The sequence below is a fragment of the Streptomyces sp. RB17 genome (genome assembly GCF_009604455.1).
Taxonomy (GTDB): Bacteria; Actinomycetota; Actinomycetes; order Streptomycetales; family Streptomycetaceae; genus Streptomyces.
In genome coordinates this window covers 294,165-312,793 of sequence record NZ_WEGL01000003.1, presented here as the reverse complement: position 1 = coordinate 312,793, position 18,629 = coordinate 294,165, and the positions used below count along the sequence as shown (strand labels likewise).

General features: G+C 70.8%; 20 protein-coding genes. 7 read left to right on the top strand and 13 right to left on the bottom strand.

What is annotated here, in order from left to right:
* The 4 genes from SRB17_RS15075 to SRB17_RS15060 all read right to left on the bottom strand — a co-directional run bounded on the left by SRB17_RS15075 (nt 1) and on the right by SRB17_RS15060 (nt 3,677).
* On the bottom strand, nt 1-591 hold the full coding sequence (locus SRB17_RS15075; protein WP_153538837.1) for a malonic semialdehyde reductase: 591 nt from the start codon (nt 589-591) through the stop codon (nt 1-3).
* A 148-nt stretch (nt 592-739) separates the two neighbouring features.
* The gene (locus SRB17_RS15070) at nt 740-970 is read right to left on the bottom strand and encodes an exodeoxyribonuclease VII small subunit (protein WP_055706901.1); all 231 of its coding nucleotides are present in this window, start codon (nt 968-970) and stop codon (nt 740-742) included.
* Nucleotides 967-2,175: an exodeoxyribonuclease VII large subunit gene (xseA, locus tag SRB17_RS15065; RefSeq protein WP_153538835.1), complete on the bottom strand. Its 1,209-nt coding sequence runs from the start codon at nt 2,173-2,175 to the stop codon at nt 967-969. The genes SRB17_RS15070 and xseA overlap by 4 nt, the downstream gene beginning before the upstream one ends.
* Nucleotides 2,176-2,297: 122 nt before the next feature.
* Entirely contained in the window at nt 2,298-3,677 is a 1,380-nt protein-coding gene (locus SRB17_RS15060; protein ID WP_153538833.1) for an APC family permease, read from the bottom strand.
* 65 nt (nt 3,678-3,742) lie between these two features.
* On the opposite strand from SRB17_RS15060, the gene SRB17_RS15055 reads away from it, so the two are divergent.
* Together SRB17_RS15055 and ppgK are read left to right on the top strand one after the other, a co-directional pair.
* On the top strand, nt 3,743-4,759 hold the full coding sequence (locus tag SRB17_RS15055) for a 4-hydroxy-3-methylbut-2-enyl diphosphate reductase (protein WP_153538831.1): 1,017 nt from the start codon (nt 3,743-3,745) through the stop codon (nt 4,757-4,759).
* Nucleotides 4,760-4,788: 29 nt separating this feature from the next.
* Nucleotides 4,789-5,538, top strand: coding sequence for a polyphosphate--glucose phosphotransferase (gene ppgK, locus SRB17_RS15050; RefSeq protein ID WP_153538829.1), 750 nt, complete (start codon nt 4,789-4,791; stop codon nt 5,536-5,538).
* Nucleotides 5,539-5,649: 111 nt separating this feature from the next.
* Here the strand turns inward: ppgK and SRB17_RS15045 are convergent, their stop codons facing one another.
* On the bottom strand, nt 5,650-6,222 hold the full coding sequence (locus tag SRB17_RS15045; RefSeq protein WP_323375564.1) for a DUF6542 domain-containing protein: 573 nt from the start codon (nt 6,220-6,222) through the stop codon (nt 5,650-5,652).
* A 184-nt stretch (nt 6,223-6,406) separates the two neighbouring features.
* On the opposite strand from SRB17_RS15045, the gene ychF reads away from it, so the two are divergent.
* Nucleotides 6,407-7,495 (top strand): redox-regulated ATPase YchF, encoded by a 1,089-nt coding sequence (gene ychF, locus SRB17_RS15040; RefSeq protein ID WP_323375562.1) that lies wholly within the window; start codon nt 6,407-6,409, stop codon nt 7,493-7,495.
* Between the two features lie 811 nt (nt 7,496-8,306).
* Entirely contained in the window at nt 8,307-8,975 is a 669-nt protein-coding gene (locus tag SRB17_RS15035) for a hypothetical protein (RefSeq protein ID WP_153538827.1), read from the top strand.
* On the opposite strand, the gene SRB17_RS15030 is transcribed toward SRB17_RS15035, so the two are convergent.
* Genes SRB17_RS15030 through SRB17_RS15010 form a run of 5 tightly spaced genes read right to left on the bottom strand, consistent with a single transcriptional unit; the run spans nt 8,957 to nt 13,704 of the window.
* On the bottom strand, nt 8,957-10,066 hold the full coding sequence (locus SRB17_RS15030) for an FAD-dependent oxidoreductase (protein ID WP_153538825.1): 1,110 nt from the start codon (nt 10,064-10,066) through the stop codon (nt 8,957-8,959). The two genes, SRB17_RS15035 and SRB17_RS15030, sit on opposite strands and share 19 nt — an antisense overlap.
* Nucleotides 10,067-10,540 (bottom strand): hypothetical protein, encoded by a 474-nt coding sequence (locus tag SRB17_RS15025; RefSeq protein WP_153538823.1) that lies wholly within the window; start codon nt 10,538-10,540, stop codon nt 10,067-10,069.
* Nucleotides 10,530-10,787 (bottom strand): acyl carrier protein, encoded by a 258-nt coding sequence (locus SRB17_RS15020; RefSeq protein ID WP_153538821.1) that lies wholly within the window; start codon nt 10,785-10,787, stop codon nt 10,530-10,532. The genes SRB17_RS15025 and SRB17_RS15020 overlap by 11 nt, the downstream gene beginning before the upstream one ends.
* Nucleotides 10,784-12,670: an HAD-IIIC family phosphatase gene (locus tag SRB17_RS15015; protein ID WP_153538819.1), complete on the bottom strand. Its 1,887-nt coding sequence runs from the start codon at nt 12,668-12,670 to the stop codon at nt 10,784-10,786. The genes SRB17_RS15020 and SRB17_RS15015 overlap by 4 nt, the downstream gene beginning before the upstream one ends.
* 17 nt (nt 12,671-12,687) lie before the next feature.
* Nucleotides 12,688-13,704, bottom strand: coding sequence for a 3-oxoacyl-[acyl-carrier-protein] synthase III C-terminal domain-containing protein (locus SRB17_RS15010; protein WP_153538817.1), 1,017 nt, complete (start codon nt 13,702-13,704; stop codon nt 12,688-12,690).
* Nucleotides 13,705-13,977: 273 nt separating this feature from the next.
* Between SRB17_RS15010 and SRB17_RS15005 the strand changes: the two genes are divergently transcribed.
* Both SRB17_RS15005 and SRB17_RS15000 read left to right on the top strand, forming a co-directional pair.
* A complete protein-coding gene (locus SRB17_RS15005) occupies nt 13,978-15,357 on the top strand; it encodes a hypothetical protein (protein WP_153538815.1) in 1,380 nt (459 codons plus the stop codon).
* A complete protein-coding gene (locus SRB17_RS15000) occupies nt 15,354-16,697 on the top strand; it encodes a cation:proton antiporter (protein ID WP_153538813.1) in 1,344 nt (447 codons plus the stop codon). Before SRB17_RS15005 ends, SRB17_RS15000 begins: the two co-directional genes overlap by 4 nt.
* Here SRB17_RS15000 and SRB17_RS14995 read toward each other — a convergent pair.
* Nucleotides 16,607-17,356: a hypothetical protein gene (locus SRB17_RS14995; RefSeq protein ID WP_194294017.1), complete on the bottom strand. Its 750-nt coding sequence runs from the start codon at nt 17,354-17,356 to the stop codon at nt 16,607-16,609. The two genes, SRB17_RS15000 and SRB17_RS14995, sit on opposite strands and share 91 nt — an antisense overlap.
* An 84-nt stretch (nt 17,357-17,440) precedes the next feature.
* On the opposite strand from SRB17_RS14995, the gene SRB17_RS14990 reads away from it, so the two are divergent.
* The gene (locus SRB17_RS14990) at nt 17,441-17,806 is read left to right on the top strand and encodes an NIPSNAP family protein (RefSeq protein ID WP_194294016.1); all 366 of its coding nucleotides are present in this window, start codon (nt 17,441-17,443) and stop codon (nt 17,804-17,806) included.
* Nucleotides 17,807-17,852: 46 nt separating this feature from the next.
* Here the strand turns inward: SRB17_RS14990 and SRB17_RS14985 are convergent, their stop codons facing one another.
* Both SRB17_RS14985 and SRB17_RS14980 read right to left on the bottom strand, forming a co-directional pair.
* The gene (locus SRB17_RS14985; protein ID WP_153538809.1) at nt 17,853-18,200 is read right to left on the bottom strand and encodes a cupin domain-containing protein; all 348 of its coding nucleotides are present in this window, start codon (nt 18,198-18,200) and stop codon (nt 17,853-17,855) included.
* A 12-nt stretch (nt 18,201-18,212) separates the two neighbouring features.
* Nucleotides 18,213-18,599, bottom strand: a complete 387-nt coding sequence (locus tag SRB17_RS14980) for an MmcQ/YjbR family DNA-binding protein (RefSeq protein ID WP_153538807.1) — start codon at nt 18,597-18,599, stop codon at nt 18,213-18,215.
* Nucleotides 18,600-18,629 lie beyond the last annotated feature (30 nt).

Sequence of the window (18,629 nt, the reverse complement as noted above, 5' to 3'; positions counted from 1 at the left end):
TCAGACGGTCGTGACGACGTCCTCGTACGCCAGGCGCGGCGAGCGCGGGAACCAGGCGTCCGGGCCCGGCTTGCCGATGTTGACCACCATCAGCGGGGTGTGGTCGTCGTCCAGGAACTCCTTGCGGACGCCCTCGAAGTCGAGGCCGGTCATCGGGCCGGCCGCGAGGCCCGCGGCGCGGATGCCGATGATGAAGTAGGCGGCCTGGAGAGCGGCGTTCAGTGCGGCGCTGCCCTCGCGCGCCGAGCGCTCGCCGAAGAAGAGGTCCTTGGCCTGCGGGAAGTGCGGGAAGAGCTGCGGCAGCTCCTCGTGGAACTCGTTGTCCGCGGAGAGGATCGCGACCAGCGGGGCGGCGGCCGTCTTCGGCTGGTTGCCCTCGGCCATGTGCTGCACCAGGCGCTCACGGGCCTCGGGGGAGCGGACCAGGGTGACCCGCAGCGGCGACTGGTTCATGGAGGTCGGGCCGTACTTGACCAGGTCGTAGATCGCCTGGACCTGCTCGTCGGTGACCGGCTCGTCGGTGAAGTTGTTCGCGGTGCGGGCCTCACGGAACAGCAGGTCCTGGGCAGCGGGGTCAAGAACGAGAGACATGCGTGAACTTCCTTGGGTGGCGCCTTGATCCGACGTACCGGACCGCGGTCCGGATCGGCTGACGAGACCGACCCTACGGCAATGAAGTTCAAGCTTCAACAACAGTCGGGGCGCGGTGACCCGCTTCACAGGGGCAAGGCGCGGTCGCCTACTCGGCGTCCGCCTCCTCTTCCGCTTCCTCCTCCGCCAGCGCCGCGTCCAGCCGGGCCCGCGCCCCCTCGAGCCAGCGCCGGCACACCTTGGCCAGCTCCTCGCCGCGCTCCCACAGCGCCAGAGACTCCTCGAGCGTCGTACCGCCCGCCTCCAGGCGCCGTACCACCTCGATCAACTCGTCCCGCGCCTGCTCATAGGAGAGCGCCTCGTCCACCTTGCCGGTCATTCGCCTACCTTCACTGTGAATTCGCCGTCGGCGACACGGGCCCGGAGCGCCTCGCCCTCCGTCACCTCGTCCGGACCGCGTACCACGTGCCCGTCCGTCTTCTGCAGCACCGCGTAACCGCGCTTGAGTGTCGCCGCGGGGGAGAGGGCCACCACGCGCGCGTGCGTGTGCGTCAGCTCCGAGTCCGCGCGGTCGAGGAGATGGCCGAGGGTCCGCCGGCTGCGCCCGACGAGCGAGGCCACGTGGTCGGCACGCTCGTCGATCATCCGGTGCGGATCCTCTATCGAGGGACGGGCCAGCGCGTGCGCCAGCCCGCGCTCCTCCCGCTCCAGATACGCGTTCACGCAGCGCCGGGCCCGGTCCCGCAGCATCCGCACCCGCTCGAACTCCTCGCCCACGTCCGGCACGACCTTCTTGGCCGCGTCGGTAGGGGTGGAGGCGCGCAGGTCGGCGACGTGGTCCAGCAGCGGGTTGTCGGGCTCGTGCCCGATCGCGGACACGACCGGCGTACGGCACTGCGCCACGGCCCGCACGAGCTGCTCGTCGGAGAAGGGCAGCAGGTCCTCCACGCTTCCGCCGCCGCGGGCGACGATGATCACATCGACGTCCTCGATCTCGTCCAGCTCCTTCACCGCCTGCACGACCTGCGGCACGGCGTGCACGCCCTGCACCGGGACGTTGCGCACCTCGAAGCGGACGGCGGGCCAGCGGTGGCGGGCGTTCTCGAGCACGTCCCGCTCCGCGGCGGAGGCGCGACCGCAGACGAGGCCGATCAGCTGCGGCAGAAAGGGCAGCGGTTTCTTCCGCTCCGGCGCGAACAGGCCCTCGGCCGCGAGCGCCTTCTTCAGCTGCTCCAGCCGGGCCAGCAGCTCACCGACGCCGACGGGCCTTATCTCGGCGGCGCGCAGGGACAACTGGCCCCTGGGCGCATACCACTCCGGCTTCGCCAGTACGACGACCCGGGCGCCCTCCCCGACGACATCGGCGACGGCGTCGAACACCTGCCGGTAGCAGGTCACGCTCACGGAGATGTCGTACGACGGATCCCGCAGCGTCAGGAACACGACCCCGGCGCCGGGCCGCCGCGACAACTGGGTGATCTGCCCCTCCACCCACACCGCACCGAGCCGATCGATCCAGCCCCCGATCAGCCGGGAGACCTCACCGACGGGGAGGGGGGCTTCGGGGGTGGTCTGTGCAGCCATGGGCTCGAGAGTAACGGGGGGTACTGACAAGGGGGCGCCGTTGGGCTTCCGGCCGTCTGCCGGGTGCGGCTCCGTCGTGGCTGGTCGCGCAGTTCCCCGCGCCCCTGGGAGACGTCGATCAGCTACTCAAGCGGCCGCGCCCTGCCCCGCTGCCCCACCAGCACCAGCACGCCCACAACCAGCCACACCGCCCCCACCACCTGCGCCACCCCGCTCGCCGCCACGATCACCGCCACCGTGATCGCCGCCCCCACCACCGGCATCAGCACATGCCGCCACCAGCTCCGCTCGCTCTGCCGGCGCCCGAAATACCCCACCACGCTCGCGTGCAGCAGCGTGAACGCCGTCAGCGCGCCGATGTCGACCACCGACACCAGCCTGTCCAGGCCGTCGGACCGCCGCGCCGCCCACCCCGCCGCGATCAGCGTGATCACCGCGGCGCACACCAGAGCGACCCGCGGCACACCGGCGTCCGTCCGGGACAGCACACGCGGCAACCGGTGATCCCGGCCCATCGCGAACAGCAGCCGTCCCGCCGCGGCCTGCCCCGCCAGCGCCGCGAACGCCGCCCCGATCGCCTTGCTCGCGGCCACCAGATCGTGCAGCCAGCCGCCGACCGAGGCGTCCACCGCGTCGTAGAAGGCGGACCCCTGCTGCTCCGGACGCGCCGCCAACCGCGCGGACGTCGCCGGCTCCAGCAACGCCACCAGATACGTCTGCGCCACGAACAGCGCACCGGCCAGCGCCAGACAGCACAGCAGCGCCCGCGCCACCTTCTCCGCGCCCCCGGTGACCTCCTCGGCGAACGTCGCGATCGCGTCGAAGCCGAGATACGACAGCACGGCGACCGAGACCGCGCCGAGCACCGCCGAGAGCGTGAACGGCCCCTGCGTGCCGTCGTCCGTCAGCGGCGACAGCGGCCCCCGCGCGGCCCCGTCGCGCGCCAGCACCACGATCGCCGAGACCACGAACACCAGCAGCACCACGATCTCCATGGCCAGCACCAGGAAACCCACGAGCGCCGCCGCGCGTACGCCCCACAGGTTCAGCAGGGTGGTGACGACGACGGCCAGAGCCGTCCACACCCACCGGGGCACCGCCGGGACCAGCGCGTTCATCGCGATCCCGGAGAACAGGTAGGCCACCGCGGGGATGAGGACGTAGTCCAGCATCGCCATCCAGCCCGCGACGAACCCCGCCCCCTTGCCGAGCCCCACGCGCGCGTAGGCGAACACCGACCCCGCCTGCGGCACCACCCGCACCATCTGCGCGTAGCTGAAAGCGGTGAACGCCATGGCGACCGTCGCCACCACGTAGACCAGCGCCACCGCGCCGTGCGACCGGGCGTCCAGCGTGCCGAAGATGCCGACCGGCGCCATGGGGGCGATGAAGAGGAGCCCGTAGACCACGAGGTCCCGGAAGCCGAGACTGCGCCGCAGCCGGTGGTGCTCGTCGGTCCGGGACGGGGACGGGGACGGCGTCGTCGTATCCGGGTCGGACATGGCAGTCCGTGTTCCCCGTGCGGCACCGGGCACGCGATCTCGGCGCCGCCGAACGCGGCCTTACGATGGGACGCATGACCGCTTCGTCTGGCCGCCGTGTCCTGCTCGCCGCCCCCCGGGGCTACTGCGCCGGTGTGGACCGTGCCGTGATCGCCGTCGAGAAGGCCCTCGAACAGTACGGGGCCCCGATCTACGTCCGGCACGAGATCGTCCACAACAAGTACGTCGTGCAGACCCTCGAGAAAAAGGGCGCCGTCTTCGTCGAGCGCACGGAGGAGGTGCCACCCGGCAACATCGTCATGTTCTCGGCGCACGGCGTCGCCCCGGTCGTGCACGAGGAGGCCGAGCGGGGCCGCCTCGCCACCATCGACGCCACCTGCCCGCTGGTCACCAAGGTCCACAAGGAAGCCGTCCGCTACGCCAAGGACGACTACGACATCCTCCTGATCGGCCACGAGGGCCACGAGGAGGTCATCGGAACCTCCGGCGAGGCCCCCGACCACATCCAGCTGGTCGACGGCCCCGACGACGTCGACAAGGTCGAGGTCCGCGACCCGTCGAAGGTCGTCTGGCTGTCCCAGACCACCCTCTCCGTCGACGAGACCATGGAGACCGTCGACGCCCTGAAGGCGAAGTTCCCGGGCCTGGTCTCCCCGCCCAGCGACGACATCTGCTACGCCACGCAGAACCGCCAGCTCGCCGTCAAGCAGATGGGCGCCGAGGCCGAACTGGTCATCGTCGTCGGCTCGCGCAACTCCTCCAACTCCAAGCGCCTGGTCGAGGTCGCCAAGCTCGCCGGCGCCCGCGCGGCCTACCTGGTGGACTTCGCCGACGAGATCGACGAGGCCTGGCTGGAGGGCGTGACGACCGTCGGCGTCACCTCGGGCGCCTCGGTCCCCGAGGTGCTGGTCGAGCAGGTGCTGGAATGGCTCGCCGAGCGCGGTTACGGCGACGTGGAGATCGTCAAGGCCGCCGAGGAGTCCATCACCTTCTCGCTGCCCAAGGAGCTCCGCCGCGACCTGCGCGACGAGGCCGTCTCCCTGGTCGCCGAGCGCGGCGGCACCGGCGCCTCCGAGGAGTGACCGTCAGTCGTCCGTCGTAACGTGGTGCCATGCAGATCTTCGGTGTGGACATCGGCGGATCCGGGATCAAGGGCGCCCCTGTGGACCTGGACAGGGGCGACCTCGCCCAGGAGCGATGCAAGGTGCTCACCCCGCACCCGGCGACGCCGGACGGCGTGGCCGACGGGGTCAAGCAGGTCATCGACCACTTCGGCTGGACCGGCCCCGTCGGCCTGACCTTCCCCGGAGTGATCACCGACGGCGCCACGGTCCGTACGGCGGCGAACGTCGACCGGGGCTGGATCGACACCGACGCGCGCGCGTTGTTCAGCGGCAAGCTGGGAGGCCTGCCGGTGACGGTCGTCAACGACGCGGACGCCGCGGGCGTCGCCGAGATGCAGTTCGGCGCCGGCCGGGACCGCAGGGGCACGGTCATCCTGCTCACCTTCGGCACCGGCATCGGCAGCGCCGTCTTCGTGGACGGCATCCTCGTCCCGAACACGGAGCTGGGCCACCTGGAGCTCAGCGGCCACGACGCCGAGAGACGAGCCTCCAGCAAGGCCAAGGAGGACCACGAGCTGACCTGGGAGCAGTGGGCCCACCGCGTCCAGAAGTACCTCGAGCATGTGGAGATGCTGTTCTCGCCGCAGCTGTTCATCATCGGCGGCGGGGTCAGCCGCAAGGCCGACAAGTTCCTGCACTTCATCGACGGCATCAAGGCCGAGATCGTCCCCGCGCAGCTGCAGAACAACGCGGGGATCGTGGGGGCGGCGATGAGAGCGGCCCAGGAGAGCGCGTAGGTGCGGGTGGCCGTGTAGCTGGGGACCTCTGCCGTCCGCGGCGCCGTCGTGGCCGGTCGCGCAGTTCCCCGCCCCCCTGGGGAGCGGTCGGCCACCGTCCGGGTCAGCCGGTCACCAACGCCGCCGGCGCCGTCGTACCCACTGCACCCGGCGTACCAGCACGATCACCCCGGCGACGAGCGTCCCCCCGTACAGCCAGCCCGCCTGCGTGGCGAGCCCGGTGAACAGCCCCATCAGCCGGCCCGGCAGCCCCCCGCCACCGCCGGCGACGGGGAGCATGCCCGCCGCGAACGCGATCGGTACGACCACCGGCGCGGTCAGTACGTCCCCGGCCCGCACCCACAGCGCGGTCAGGACGCACACCGGCAGGAACAGCACCCCGTACACCCTCATGGACTCGCCGAACAGCAGCGTGTCCAGGCAGCCGAGCAGGAACATCGCGAGGACGCAGAACAGTCCGCTGCCGAGGCCGGTGAGCCGTGGCCCCGGAGGTATCTGCCTGGCGGCGGCTCCTGCCCGTGGCGCGCCGCGGTCCTGTTGCCCCGGCCGGCGCGTCCCCTGCCCCTGGCCCGGTCTGCGCTCGCCGCCGGCCCCGCGCCGGGCCTGCGGGGGCAGGCGCGCGTTCTGCTGCGGCGTGCCGCGTCGCGGTCCGTCGTTCGGGGGTCGCGATCCGTGTTGCTCCACTGGACCAACTTAGGTCTGTTTATGTGCCGAATAGCCCATCAGACACGCCGGTGGGAAGAGCTTGGCCAGGCGTTCGAAGCTCCCGGGAGCCGCCCCGCGCGGACGCCGTAAACTGGTGGATCGGCCGGTGTCAGTCTCTGGCCCCTGGCAGCCTCTGGCCCACTCACCTACGGGAAGTCGCAACGTGTCGCTCACGATCGGAATCGTCGGCCTGCCCAATGTCGGCAAGTCGACCCTGTTCAACGCCCTGACCAAGAACGACGTGCTGGCGGCCAACTACCCGTTCGCCACGATCGAGCCCAACGTCGGCGTGGTCGGCGTCCCCGACGGCCGGCTCGCCAAGCTGGCCTCGATCTTCGGCTCGGAACGCATCCTTCCGGCCACGGTCGACTTCGTCGACATCGCCGGTATCGTGCGCGGCGCCTCCGAGGGCGAGGGCCTCGGCAACAAGTTCCTCGCGAACATCCGTGAGTCCGACGCGATCTGCCAGGTCATCCGCGCCTTCAAGGACGAGAACGTCGTGCACGTCGACGGCAAGGTCTCGCCGAAGGACGACATCGAGACGATCAACACCGAGCTGATCCTCGCCGATCTCCAGACCATCGAGAAGGTCCTCCCGCGCCTCCAGAAGGAGTCCCGGATCAAGAAGGACGTGGCTCCGAAGGTCAAGGCGGTCGAGGAGGCCAAGGAGATCCTGGAGAAGGGCGACACGCTCTTCGCGCACGGCATCGTCCAGGGCACCGAGCGCAGCGAACTCCTCCACGACCTGCACCTGCTCACCACCAAGCCCTTCCTCTACGTCTTCAACGTCGACGAGGACGAACTGATCGACGAGGACTTCAAGAACGAGCAGCGCGCCCTCGTCGCCCCCGCCGAGGCGATCTTCCTCAACGCCAAGCTGGAGGCGGACCTCGCCGAGCTGGACGAGGAGGAGGCGCTGGAGCTGCTGGAGTCCGTCGGCCAGCACGAGCCCGGCCTCGCCACCCTGGCCCGCGTCGGCTTCACCACCCTCGGCCTGCAGACCTACCTCACGGCCGGCCCCAAGGAGTCCCGCGCCTGGACCATCAAGAAGGGCGCCACGGCCCCCGAGGCGGCCGGTGTGATCCACACCGACTTCCAGAAGGGCTTCATCAAGGCCGAGGTCATCTCCTTCGACGACCTGGTCGAGACGGGCTCCGTCACCGAGGCCCGCGCCAAGGGCAAGGCCCGTATGGAGGGCAAGGACTACGTCATGCAGGACGGGGACGTGGTGGAGTTCCGCTTCAACGTCTAGGCGCGATTCCGCCACGTCGCTACGGCCCCAGGTGCGTGACGCCGGCGTTGCCGACCGTCCTTCGACCCGTCGACGGCACCCACCTCCACGTCACCCCAGTCCGACCGTCCGACGCCGCTGGGCGTGGGACGGTCCTGTCGTCGTGGGTGATCGCACCACCGGCACCTTGTCGCTCCGACCGGCGACGGCGCCCGCGCGACCGGGCCTGCAGGCGGTGCCGAGGGCCGCACAGCACGCGGATATTCCCCTGGCTGCCCATGCCGCGGCACCGTAGACAGCAGGGCGGTAGCGGAAGAAGGACGGGCCGGGCTTCTGCCGCCGCGGCCCGCACCGCAGCGGCGGCCGGCTGTCGACGGCCGTCCGCAGCCTCATGACGGTGGGCGTCGGCGCCCCTCGCGCGGTCACCTGGTGGCGCGAGTGCCGTTCACGGGGTCCATGGAAACACCGCGCTCGGCCATATACCACATGCCCAGTAACTTCGTCAAGTTGACTATGCGTCATGATGTGGCGGCGAGCCACGGGGTCCCGGGTAGCGCGCGGAGTGGCGCCATCCCGAGTCGGGCGCCGCTGACCAGGGACTATGCGTCGAGCATCGCTGGGCGAATCGACAGGACACCCTCCGTCGGTTCCCATCTGCTTATGTGACGTGAATCACGAGAGAAACGGTGCCGATTGGTGAGCTAATCATTTGGCTTGCCAAGACGGGGCCGTATGCTCTTGGCGCTGCTGCGTCAATATGGGGGTAAGGGTGTCGCACAACAGCATTGGTATGTCCGGAGAGAGCGAGTGGGCAGCGGGGCGACCCCCCGTGATGACCACCCTTTCTCCCGCTTCGTCCATCAACGCCTACATCGAGGAACTGGCGAGTTCTGCCACCGTCGAGATCGCGTCGGCCCAACCGGGCTGGACACGGACGCCCGATGCGCTGGAACAGGCCCTGACGAAGACGGAGTCGTGCCTGGCCAAGGGCGTCCGGGTACGCACCATTTACCAGCACGCCGCCCGGTTCAACGAACCGATGAAGGAATACGTGCGGCGGGCCACCGAACTCGGCGGTGAGTTCCGCACCGTCGCGGATTCGCACTTCGACAGAATGGTGCTCGTAGACCGGCGGGTCGCCGTCATCTCCACCGCGAACGATCACGTCACCGCCACCGCCATCGCCGACCCGGGGGTCGTCGGCTTCCTCGTCGACCTCTACGAACGGGCCTGGTCGCACGGCAAGTCCTTCAACCTGACCGGACCCCGGGCCGCCTCCACCGAGGTCGTGCCCGAGATCCGGACGCGCATCAAAGAACTGCTGATGGCCGGCCACAGCGGTGCGTACATCGCCCGCCGCGTCGGACTGCGCAAGCGCGCCTACGACAACCATGTGGCCGCCATCAAGGTCGAGCTGGGCGCCTCCAACCTGGTCCAGCTCGGGGTGCTCCTCGCGCGGGAGCAGCAGGGGGTCCGGCAGGATCAGGCCGCGGTCAGCTGAACCGCCGGCCCGGCCGACCGGCCTTCGGGGTCCCCTTCGAGCAGGGCGGCCGCCGCATCGCGGCTCGCGGCGAGAGCGGTCTTGACCGCTCCACCGCTGCCGCCGGCGAAGGTGTACAGGGCCGAGCCCCGCGCCACCTGCCGCAGGACCGCGCCGGGATGTTCGTAGTAGCAGTCCAGCGCCGGCACGGTCCGCAAGCCGAGGACCACGGCGCCGGGCAGCCGCCGCTCCACCGCCATGCGCAGTTCGTCGGTGACGCCGTCGCGCACTTCGGCGGCCGACGGGGCCACGTCCCACAGGTCGGTCGGGACGCCGATCATGCCGCCGCCGTCCGCCGGACGTCCGTACAGGCCGGAGGTCTCGTCCGTGAACGCGCCGAGCCCGGCCGGCCAGCCGCTGCACCAGGTGTACTGGATCTGCTTGGTCCGGTAGCCGGCCGCGTCCAGCCCGCTGCGCTCCAGCAGGGCCGGCGTCCACGGCCCCGTCGCCAGGACCACTGCGTCGTAGCCCATGGCCGGTCCGCCGTCCGCGGGCCGGACCGCGGGAGCGGGATCCACCGATCCCGCCCCGCGATGCAGCACCCGGACCCGGTCGGCGGGCAGGTGGCTCAGTACGGCGTCCCGGAGCCGGTCGGGGAAGAGATAGCCGGCATGGTCCTCGACGATGCCCCAGGCACCCTCGGGCAGATCCCGGAAGGAGAACCTCCGGGCGAGCTCCGGCGCCTCCACGCACGCGGCATGACCCGGCAGCAGGTCCTCGACCACGGCGAGCGCTGCGGCCGTGCCCGATCCGGCCGTCCCGGTGCCGGCCGCCTGCACCACGACCGAGCCCGTCTCCCGGTACCCGGCCCAGGTGCGCAGGGTCGGGCTGGACCGGAGCTCGGCGAGACTGCGGGCGGCCAGCAGGCTGTCCGCAGCCGTGCCGGCGTACGCCCGGACCATGCCCCCGGACCGGGTGGTGGCGTCCTCATCGCGTTCCCGGTGGCCACCGGCCCACAGCTCGACCCGGCACTGCCCCCGGCCCGGCCCGGTGGCCAGCCGCCAGGTCAGCAGAGTGCCGAGCAGGCCGCCGCCGACCACCGCGACGCGCATCTACCCGGTCCCTTCGGCCGGTGCGGACCGGGAGAACTCCATGACCCAGTTGAGCTCCCAGGTGAGACCGCCGTCGGCGGAGAACGCCTGCTCCCAGCGCGCCGAGTCCGGGCCGCCCGGAGTCCACGTGAAGCGGACCCTCACCGGTGTGCCCCGGTGCTCGTCGTCGCCCTCGAAGAGGCCGATCCCCTCGGTGAACCGACCCTGCACGGGAGGAAAGAGCCGGCCCTCGCTGGTGGCCCAGTGCAGTGACCAGATGTCCTTCTCGGCGTCGTACAGCCGCAGGGTCAGTCCGTAGGCACCCTCGGCGGGATAGTGGATCTCCTCGATGTTGGCAGCGCCGCCGAACAGCGGGCGGATCACGGCCTTTGAGGAGAACTCCTCCCAGTCGTCGGCGCCCGCCAGCCGGGTCTTCAGGCGTCGGTTGGCGATCGTCCAGGTGCCGTGCAGGAACGCGAAGTCGTCAGCGGCCATCGTGGGCCGCCCGTACCAGTTCGACGAGGTCGACGGCGGTGCGCTGGGAGTGCAGGGCGCGCAGGTCGATCTCGATGCCGAACTCGCCCTCGAGGGCGACCAGCGCCTCCAGGGTGCTCAGACTGTCCCACTTGTAGGTGCCCAGCAGCGGCTCCTCGGCCAACGCGGCAGGTGTGGTGCCGAGTACGCCGCTGAGGATGTCCACGACCCGGGCGGCCGTCTCGTCCGTGAGGTCCATGGTGGTCATGCGAGGTTCTCCTGATCATCAAGGGATGAGGCGGGGGAGGTCAGGCCGATCCAGTCGGGGGCGACCGGGGGACGGCCGGCAAGGTCGACGGCGAAGGTCCGTACGCCGTCCGCGTCCTCGGAGACGAGCGCCAGGCCGGCCCGCTCCCAGGTGTCGGCCGCGACCGAGTTCTTCGCCGACGGCACGAACCGTGCGGTGACGCGGTCGGCGCCGGCCTCCGCCGCACGCTCGAACAGCCAGTCAGCGATGGCCAGTTCCACACCACGGCCGAGGACGCGGCAGCTGAGCACCAGGTTGAGCACCCGCCACTCGCGCTCCCCGCGCTCCACCCAGGCCGCTCCGACGATGCCCTCGTCGCCGAACCGGTCGGACACCGCGAACGAGGCGACCAGGTGGTCGGCGGAGTCGCGCATCGCGGCCGTCGCGGTGTCGTCGAACCGCACGTTGGTGAGGTTGAACTGGTTGGTGCGGGCGGCCAGCTGGGCGACGCGGCCCGTGGTGAACGGGGTGACCGGGGCAGCGGTCACGCTGATGCCGAGCGCCTTGAGGTAGTCCTCGGAGGAGCTGAACGTCCCCGAGTACTCGCTGCGCAGGGCTCGAGAGCGGTACAGATCGGGCCGCTGGTGGTCGGTGGCGGTCAGCTCCGGCACGTCGAACCAGCCCTGCCGCAGCAGCCGTTCCACCAGATGGGCGGGATCGCCGTCGGCGGGGACCACCGCCACCTGCGGAAGCTCGGTGCTGACGTGCTCCCGCTCGTAGGGGGAGTCGTCCACGAAGACGAACGAGTCGATGCCGAGCCCCAGGGAACCAGCCGCCCGGTTCAGGTTCTCCGCCTTGGCGTTCCAGTTCGCGGCGAGCACCGAGAAGGTGTCCGGCCGCAGCACCGCCTCCGGGTGGCCGGCGAGCATCTCCTCGACCAGGGCGGCGTCGTTCTTGCTGGCCAGGACCAGCACTACGCCCTGCTTGCGCAGTCCCAAGGCCGCCCGCTGCAGGGCCCCGTAGGCCTTGCCCGGGTAGAGGCCGCCCAGCTGCACGCCGTGGGCGCCCAGTTCGCCGAGGACCCCGCCCCACAGGGTGTTGTCCGCGTCCAGCGCCAGCACCTTCCTCGACAGCCCGGCCCGGGCCTGGAGCACCCGGCGGGTCTCCTGGGCGAGCAGCAGCAGCGCGGTGTCGGTGTACGGCATGTCGGCGTAGGAGTGCAGCCGCCGGTCCCGGGCGGGCACCGCGTCCAGGGCCAGCAGCCCGGCCAGGTCCAGGGTGACCAGTTGCGGGTCCTCGGCGGCCAGCCCCAGCAGGTCGCCGTTGAGCCGGTGCCAGGCCTGCGCCAGTACGGCCCGGTCGCGGATGGCGATGAAGGAGTCCCGTACCGCCCGGGACAGTGGCACGGTGTTCACCAGCAGGGCGGCCGAGGAGCGCCCGGCGGCCCCGAAGAGCAGGCCGCGCAGCTCCTCCAGCCTGCTCTCGACGTGGGCGACGACCTCCTTGACGGGCATGCCCTGGGGCACGGCCGGCAGGAAGAACTCCTCCGAGAGCATGCACAGCACGGCGTCGGGCTGCTGCTCCCCCTCCTGGAAGGTGCCGAGGGCCAGCTCCATCTCGAACCGGCCGTACTCCCCGGTCCGGATGCGCGGGCCCAGCCCGGCCGAGACCAGGGTGGCCCGGAGCAGGTCGGGCAGTGCGCCTAGGGTGCCCGTGCCCAGGACGGCGAGCCGTACCGGGCGCAGGCCGGGGGCCTCGGGGTCCAGGGACTTCAGAGCGGCGCCGATCCGGCGCAGCAGAGCCGGGTCCTCGGCGGCGGCGAGGGCCAGCCGGGTGCCGGGTTCCGGCGCCCGCCCCTCGGCCACCGCGGTGCGGACCGCTTCGGTCAGGTGGGTGTTGTCCATGGTGTCCTCGCCGTCCGTCAGATCCGGACGAGGGAGCAGTACCAGCGCATGCCGATGGCGATGCCGCACAGGGCCACCAGGTCGCCCTTCGCGAGCTCGCCCCGCTCCAGGTGCTCGCCGAGCGAGACCAGCTGGTCCGCGGCACCCATGTGGCCGTGCAGAGCGGCGAGTTCGGCGTTGGTGCGCTCCACCGGGATCTGCAGCGCGTCGGCGATCTCCTGCATGGAGGACTGGCCGTCGTTGATGTAGATCACGCGGGCCAGATCGGCGCGCTCCACTCCGGCCCGCCGGCAGGCGTCCTCGACGACCTGGACGACGCGCTGCTCCAGGTCGTGCACGAAGGCGTTCAGCCGCTTGGGGTCACGGTCGAAGTGGTTCTGCACGCGCAGCAGACCGCTCGGCGCGGTCAGGCTGTTCCAGCTCAGCGGCGGGAGCGGGGCGACGCTTCCGCCGTATTCGCTGCGGAAGAAATCGCACAGGTCGGGGTCGGTGATCTGGGAGGTGGTCAGCCAGCGGTTGTCCTCGTGGTCCCGCTTGAGAATCACCGCCACGGCCGCGTCGCTGTGCACGGAATTGTTGACCGTCATGCGGTTCCGGTGAAATTCGCTGGTGCGGTTCACCGCGACGAAGAGTACGTTGTCCAGATCCGGCTGAATGGCCAGCTGGCCGGCAATCATTCCCAGACCCGTGACACCCGAGGCGCAGCCCTCGTTCAGCAACAGCGTCTGCACCAGCGGGGTGCTCAGCTCCCGGGCCAGCGCCGCGGAGGAGTCCCAGTGCGGGTACTCCGGGTGGTCGGAGGTCGCGTACACGACCAGGCCCAGTTCGGCCGCGGTCATGCCGGCCCGCTTGAGGGCCTCCTCGGCGGCCTGTGTGGCGAGTTGGACGGCGTGCACGTCCTGCGGCGCGCGGTGGAAGGTGGTGTAGCCCCACCCGATGATGCGCTCCGGGTCCGGTACGTAGTCGGCCGCCACCGCGGCGACCTCCTGCGTCTCACCGAACGCGTAGCCGAATTCGACTATTCCGAAATTCATAGGGCTCTCCTGCTCAAGCCTGATCAAGGCCGCGTGGCGTCGCCTGAAGTCTCTGCAGTGCGCGGACGGGGTGCAACGGCCCTGATGGTGCAAGTTGTTGTGCTGCACTTTTATGCAGGATCGCCGGGCCGGCCGGAGAAAAGTTGCAGCTTGGGGAGCTGCTGTTCCGGAACCTAATCTACGCAGGGCCCGCATGTGTACCGCGTGCCATCGTATTTCTGCGCACGCAGCGAATTCCCCCGTCGAATCCCGGTGTTACGAGAGGTCACATTCATGGATCGCGTGTCCCTGACGAAGGAGTATCTGGCCGAGGTGGCCGAGAGCGGCGCCACGGCCGCGGAACTCGTCGGCTCCCAGCCTGAGTCCAAGCTGCTCAACTCGATCTACCAGGGCCGTTTTCTCTCCCGCCCGCTGTTCCTCGGGCACGAGGAGCAGGCCCGCATCGCCGCGGACCTGGAGAACCTGCGGACGGTCCTGGTCAGCCTTCCCGACCGGCTCTTCGGCGGCGACCTCGCCGCCTTCGCCTCCGCAGTGGGAATGACCGACCTCCAGGTCTCCGCCATCCTGCGCAGCCGGGGCACGTCCGTCACCCGGCAGGCCCGCGCCGACATGTACGCCGATTCCACCGGGCTGCGCCTGCTCGAGTTCAACATGGGCAGCACCCTCGGCGGGATGGACAACGCCGACATGGCCCGTGCCCTGCTGGAGCACCCGGTGCTGTCCCGGTACGCCGAGCGCCGCGGCCTGACGTATGTGGACACCATGCGGGAGCAGGTCAACAACATGTTGGTGGAAACCGGCTTCGCGCCGGGCGCGCGGCCGGTGGTCGCCCTCACCGACTGGCCCAGCAGCTTCGAGAGCCTGGCGCCGTACATGGAGCAGTTCTGCGAGCGCTGGCAGGCCCTCGGCCTGGACGCCCACCCCTGCCACATCGGCCAGTTGGAGATACGCGACGGCGGGGTCTGGCTCGGTGAGCGCAAGGTCGACGTCATCTCGCGGATGTTCCTCATCGAGGACCTGCTGGAGTCCGACGAGGCGGCGGCCCTGATGGAGCCGGTGCTGGACGCGGCCCACCGCGGCGAGGTCAAGATCTTCACGCCGATGGACTCGGAGCTGTTCGCCAGCAAGGGCGCCCTCGCGATGCTCTCCGACGAGGCCAACCGCCACCTGTTCGACGCGGAGGAGCTCGAGAGCCTGGACCGGATCCTGCCGTGGACCCGGATGGTCCGGGCCGGCGAGGTCACGTTGGAGGACGGCAGCCGCGTCGACCTCCTGGATTACGCACTGACCCACCAGGAGGACCTCGCCCTCAAGCCGACCCTGCTGCACGGCGGCCACGGCGTGGTGCTCGGCTGGCAGGACGAGGTCACCCCGGAGATCTGGCGCGAGCGGCTGACCGAGGCCCTCGACGGTCCGTACGTCCTCCAGCGCCGGGTCGTCCCGGACCCGGAGCTGTTCCCCGACGCCGAGGGTGTGCTCCGCGAGTGGACCGTGGCGTGGGGCGTGTTCACCGTGGTCAACGGCTACGGCGGGGCCATCGCGCGGGCCACCACGGTGGAGTCCGGCGAAGGCGTGGTCAACGTCGCCAACGGGGCCCACGCGGGCGCCGTGTTCCACGAGGCGGTGCCGTCCGCCCCGGCGGGGGAGCGATGACCCCGCCCGCGCACCATGTGGCAGCCGGTGGGGCCGATGCGGTACTCGGACCGGTGCTGTCCGCGCTCGCCCTGATCCTGGTCGCCGCCTTCTTGTGCGGCCGGCTCGCCGAACGGTGGCGCCAGCCCGCCGTCATGGGCGAGATCGTCGCGGGTGTCGCGCTCGGGCCCAGCCTGCTCGGGCTGTTCCCGGGTGATCCGGTGGGCCTCCTGTTCCCGACGGCCGCCCGTCCGTACCTGCAGGTACTGGCTCAGGTCGGTCTGGTGCTCTTCATGTTCGGGGTGGGCCACCACTTCGACATAGGGCAGCTGCGCGGAGTCGGCCGTCAGGTGACCGCCGTGTCCCTGGGATCGGTGGCCCTGCCGTTCGCCCTCGGGGCGGGAGCGGCCGCCGGGCTGTACGCCTGGCACACCCCGGTGACCGCGGACGGCAGCACCCCCACCCTGCTGGGCTTCTCGCTCTTCCTCGGCACCGCCATGTCCATCACCGCGTTCCCGGTGCTGGCGCGGATCATCGCCGACCGGGGACTGCACCGGGAACGGCTGGGCAGCATGTCGCTCGCCTGTGCCGCCGTGCAGGACCTCATCGCCTGGTGCGGGCTGGCCACGCTGATCGTCGTGGTGAGCGCCGGCGAGGTGGGCTCCTTGCTGCGGATGGCGGGCTGGTCGGTGCTGCTGCTCCTGGTCCTGGTGTACGCGGTGCGGCCCGCGCTGCGCCGACTGCTGGCACCGGGCGGACGAATCGCCGACGCAGGCCTGGGACAGGTCGTACTGGTGGCCGGGGCCCTGCTCACCGCCTGGGCCACACAGGAGATCGGCCTGCACGCGGTGTTCGGTGCCTTCGCCTTCGGCGCGGTCGTGCCGAAGGCGGAGATCGCCCGCTCGATGCCGGATGTCCCCGTGCGGATCGAGCAGAGCAGCAGGCTGCTGCTGCCGGTGTTCTTCACCGTGACCGGGCTGTCCGTGGACCTCGCGGGACTGGGGCTCAGCGGGGTGGTGATGGTCGTGGTGGTCACGGCGGTCGCCATCGTCGGCAAGTTCGGCGGCGCCCTCGGAGCGGCCCGACTCACCGGGGTGCCCCGCCGGGAGGCCCGGGCCCTGGGCATCCTGATGAACGCCCGCGGGCTGACCGAGCTGGTCATCCTGGGGGTGGGGCTGCAACTGGGCCTGCTGGACACGAAGTTGTTCACTGCCATGGTCACCATGGCAGTGGTCACCACCTTCATGACCGGGCCGCTCCTGGAGCGCTTCTACCCGATGGCCGGTACGGCGGCGGCTTCGCCCGCCGAGCCGGTGCCGTCCGTCCCGGGTTCCACCGAGCCGGCCGTGAAGACCAGGTAGCAGTAGTCGTCGAGCATCTTGGCCAGCGGCCTTCCCGGTGCCCCGAAGGCGGCGGCGAGTTCGTTCTCGGCGTCCGCGTGCGTCATGGCCCTGGCCGGTCCGCCGGCCTCGGCCAGCACCGCCCGCCCCCAGGCGCGTCCGAGGCGTTGGTGCGCGGCGAACGCGGACCCGTCCCGGGTCTGGTGCAGGGCCGCGGCGATGGCGGCGTCCCAGGGCATGACCGCGTACGGACGCAGCGCGTGCAGCAGTTTGGACGCGGCGGTCGGACCCAGCGGACGGGGCCTTCGGCCGAGCGAGGCCGGCGTGGCGCTCAGGGCCGCGAAGGCTGCGCCGACGGCGGCGATCCGCTCGTCGTCCAGGCCGACCAGCCGCTCCTCGGCGGCGGGCAGCAACTCGCCGTACTCCCTCCACCAGCCGGCCACTCCGGTGCCGAAGAGGTCGGGTTCCCCGGTCCTCGGGTAGCGGATCCGGCAGCCCGCGGCATTGAGCCAGCGCAGCAGCGCGGTGCGGTGGCCGGGCAGGACGGGGTCCACCCCGGGGGCGGTGGCGGCCTGGAACGCGGTCCAGGAGTCCTCGGCTGTGGTGTAGCGGCCGAAGGCCGCGACCGCGGTGCGCAGCAGGGCGAGCGAGGGCCCGGCCGCGCTGGAGGAGTGGTTCACGTGAAATCACCTCGCGAGCAACGGAACTGATGGATGGCCGGCCGACCGGCGTGTCGGCGGGCCGAGTCGTGGGAGTGGGAACACATGGGATTCACCGAGGGTCGCGACCCCTGGATGCTGGAGATCCGGTTCTTCAGGCTCAAGCCCGGCACGGGGCCGGAGTTCTACCGGGTGGCGGACGAGGGGACGGTCCCGCTGATGCGGAAGTGGGGCATCCACGTCCTCGGCCACTGGCTCTCCTCGACCGACGAGGACAGCTTCTTCCTGGTCCGCGCGTTCAAGGACGTGGAGGACCGGCGGGCCGTCTCGGAGGCGTTCTACGCCAGCGAGGAATGGCTCGCCTTCGAGGACACCGTCATGAGCATGGTGGTGGACTACCACGCCGTGACCACGTCGATCAGCGTGGCGAAGCTCGCCGAACTGGGCAGGGTCACCGGCGCCGTGGCCTGAGGCCGCGGCCGCCGAGAGACTGCGGGCAAGCACTGACAACGTCCGCTCAGGAGTAGGGAGTCTCGGCGGGCGCGAACACCACCAGCACCCGGAGCTCCTCGGTGATCGAGTGGAAGCGGTGCGCCGCCTCCGCGGGTACGTAGCAGACCGAGCCGGGCGCCACGGCGTGATCCGTGGCGCCCACCCGGAGGCGGGCCCGGCCGGTCAGCACCACGTAGAGCTCGTCCTCGTGGTGCGGCAGCTGGGGATCGGTGCCGTCGGCCGGCAGGACGTACAGGCCGGCGCTGAGCGCGGGCACCCGCAGGAATTCCAGATACCGCTTCGCCGACCTGTCCTGCGCGGCCGACAGTGCGGTCGTTTCAAAGACCTGGGGAACTTGTGCGACTGATTCCATTGTGCCGATTCTTCACAGCGCATCGGAATCCGGCAAGCTCTCCGGGAAATGTTGCAGGGTAGCCGCGTGGGCCGCTGCCACGCTCTTCGGCACGCACATGCGCCAGGCGTCCACAACCAGTTCGGACATCTCCGTGACGTCCAGTGCGTCCAGTCGTGCGACGACCCAGTTGAACCGCATATCGGACTCTCCGGGGAGCAGGAATTTGTCCGGCTCCGCCGCCACCAGGTCGGCTCGTTCCTCGCGCGGAAAGGCGAAGCCCATCAGGGTCTCGTCACGGGACAGCGCCACATAGACGATCCGTCGAACACGGAACTTGATCCGGTCTCGGACCAGCGCTTCTTCTGTACGTGGCAGAGCGGTGGCGACCCGCCGGACGTCCTCTGTGGTCGGCCTCATCGTGTACAGCCCCTTGTCTGATTCGCCCGC

Excerpts from the sequence above, each read along its gene's own strand:
- SRB17_RS15075 (WP_153538837.1), bottom strand. The coding sequence starts at position 591 with ATGTCTCTCGTTCTTGACCCCGCTGCCCAGGACCTGCTGTTCCGTGAG.
- SRB17_RS15070 (WP_055706901.1), bottom strand. The coding sequence starts at position 970 with ATGACCGGCAAGGTGGACGAGGCGCTCTCCTATGAGCAGGCGCGGGAC.
- xseA (WP_153538835.1), bottom strand. The coding sequence starts at position 2,175 with ATGGCTGCACAGACCACCCCCGAAGCCCCCCTCCCCGTCGGTGAGGTC.
- SRB17_RS15060 (WP_153538833.1), bottom strand. The coding sequence starts at position 3,677 with ATGTCCGACCCGGATACGACGACGCCGTCCCCGTCCCCGTCCCGGACC.
- SRB17_RS15055 (WP_153538831.1), top strand. The coding sequence starts at position 3,743 with ATGGGACGCATGACCGCTTCGTCTGGCCGCCGTGTCCTGCTCGCCGCC.
- ppgK (WP_153538829.1), top strand. The coding sequence starts at position 4,789 with ATGCAGATCTTCGGTGTGGACATCGGCGGATCCGGGATCAAGGGCGCC.
- SRB17_RS15035 (WP_153538827.1), top strand. The coding sequence starts at position 8,307 with ATGACCACCCTTTCTCCCGCTTCGTCCATCAACGCCTACATCGAGGAA.
- SRB17_RS15030 (WP_153538825.1), bottom strand. The coding sequence starts at position 10,066 with ATGCGCGTCGCGGTGGTCGGCGGCGGCCTGCTCGGCACTCTGCTGACC.
- SRB17_RS15025 (WP_153538823.1), bottom strand. The coding sequence starts at position 10,540 with ATGGCCGCTGACGACTTCGCGTTCCTGCACGGCACCTGGACGATCGCC.
- SRB17_RS15020 (WP_153538821.1), bottom strand. The coding sequence starts at position 10,787 with ATGACCACCATGGACCTCACGGACGAGACGGCCGCCCGGGTCGTGGAC.
- SRB17_RS15015 (WP_153538819.1), bottom strand. The coding sequence starts at position 12,670 with ATGGACAACACCCACCTGACCGAAGCGGTCCGCACCGCGGTGGCCGAG.
- SRB17_RS15010 (WP_153538817.1), bottom strand. The coding sequence starts at position 13,704 with ATGAATTTCGGAATAGTCGAATTCGGCTACGCGTTCGGTGAGACGCAG.
- SRB17_RS15005 (WP_153538815.1), top strand. The coding sequence starts at position 13,978 with ATGGATCGCGTGTCCCTGACGAAGGAGTATCTGGCCGAGGTGGCCGAG.
- SRB17_RS15000 (WP_153538813.1), top strand. The coding sequence starts at position 15,354 with ATGACCCCGCCCGCGCACCATGTGGCAGCCGGTGGGGCCGATGCGGTA.
- SRB17_RS14990 (WP_194294016.1), top strand. The coding sequence starts at position 17,441 with ATGGGATTCACCGAGGGTCGCGACCCCTGGATGCTGGAGATCCGGTTC.
- SRB17_RS14985 (WP_153538809.1), bottom strand. The coding sequence starts at position 18,200 with ATGGAATCAGTCGCACAAGTTCCCCAGGTCTTTGAAACGACCGCACTG.
- SRB17_RS14980 (WP_153538807.1), bottom strand. The coding sequence starts at position 18,599 with ATGAGGCCGACCACAGAGGACGTCCGGCGGGTCGCCACCGCTCTGCCA.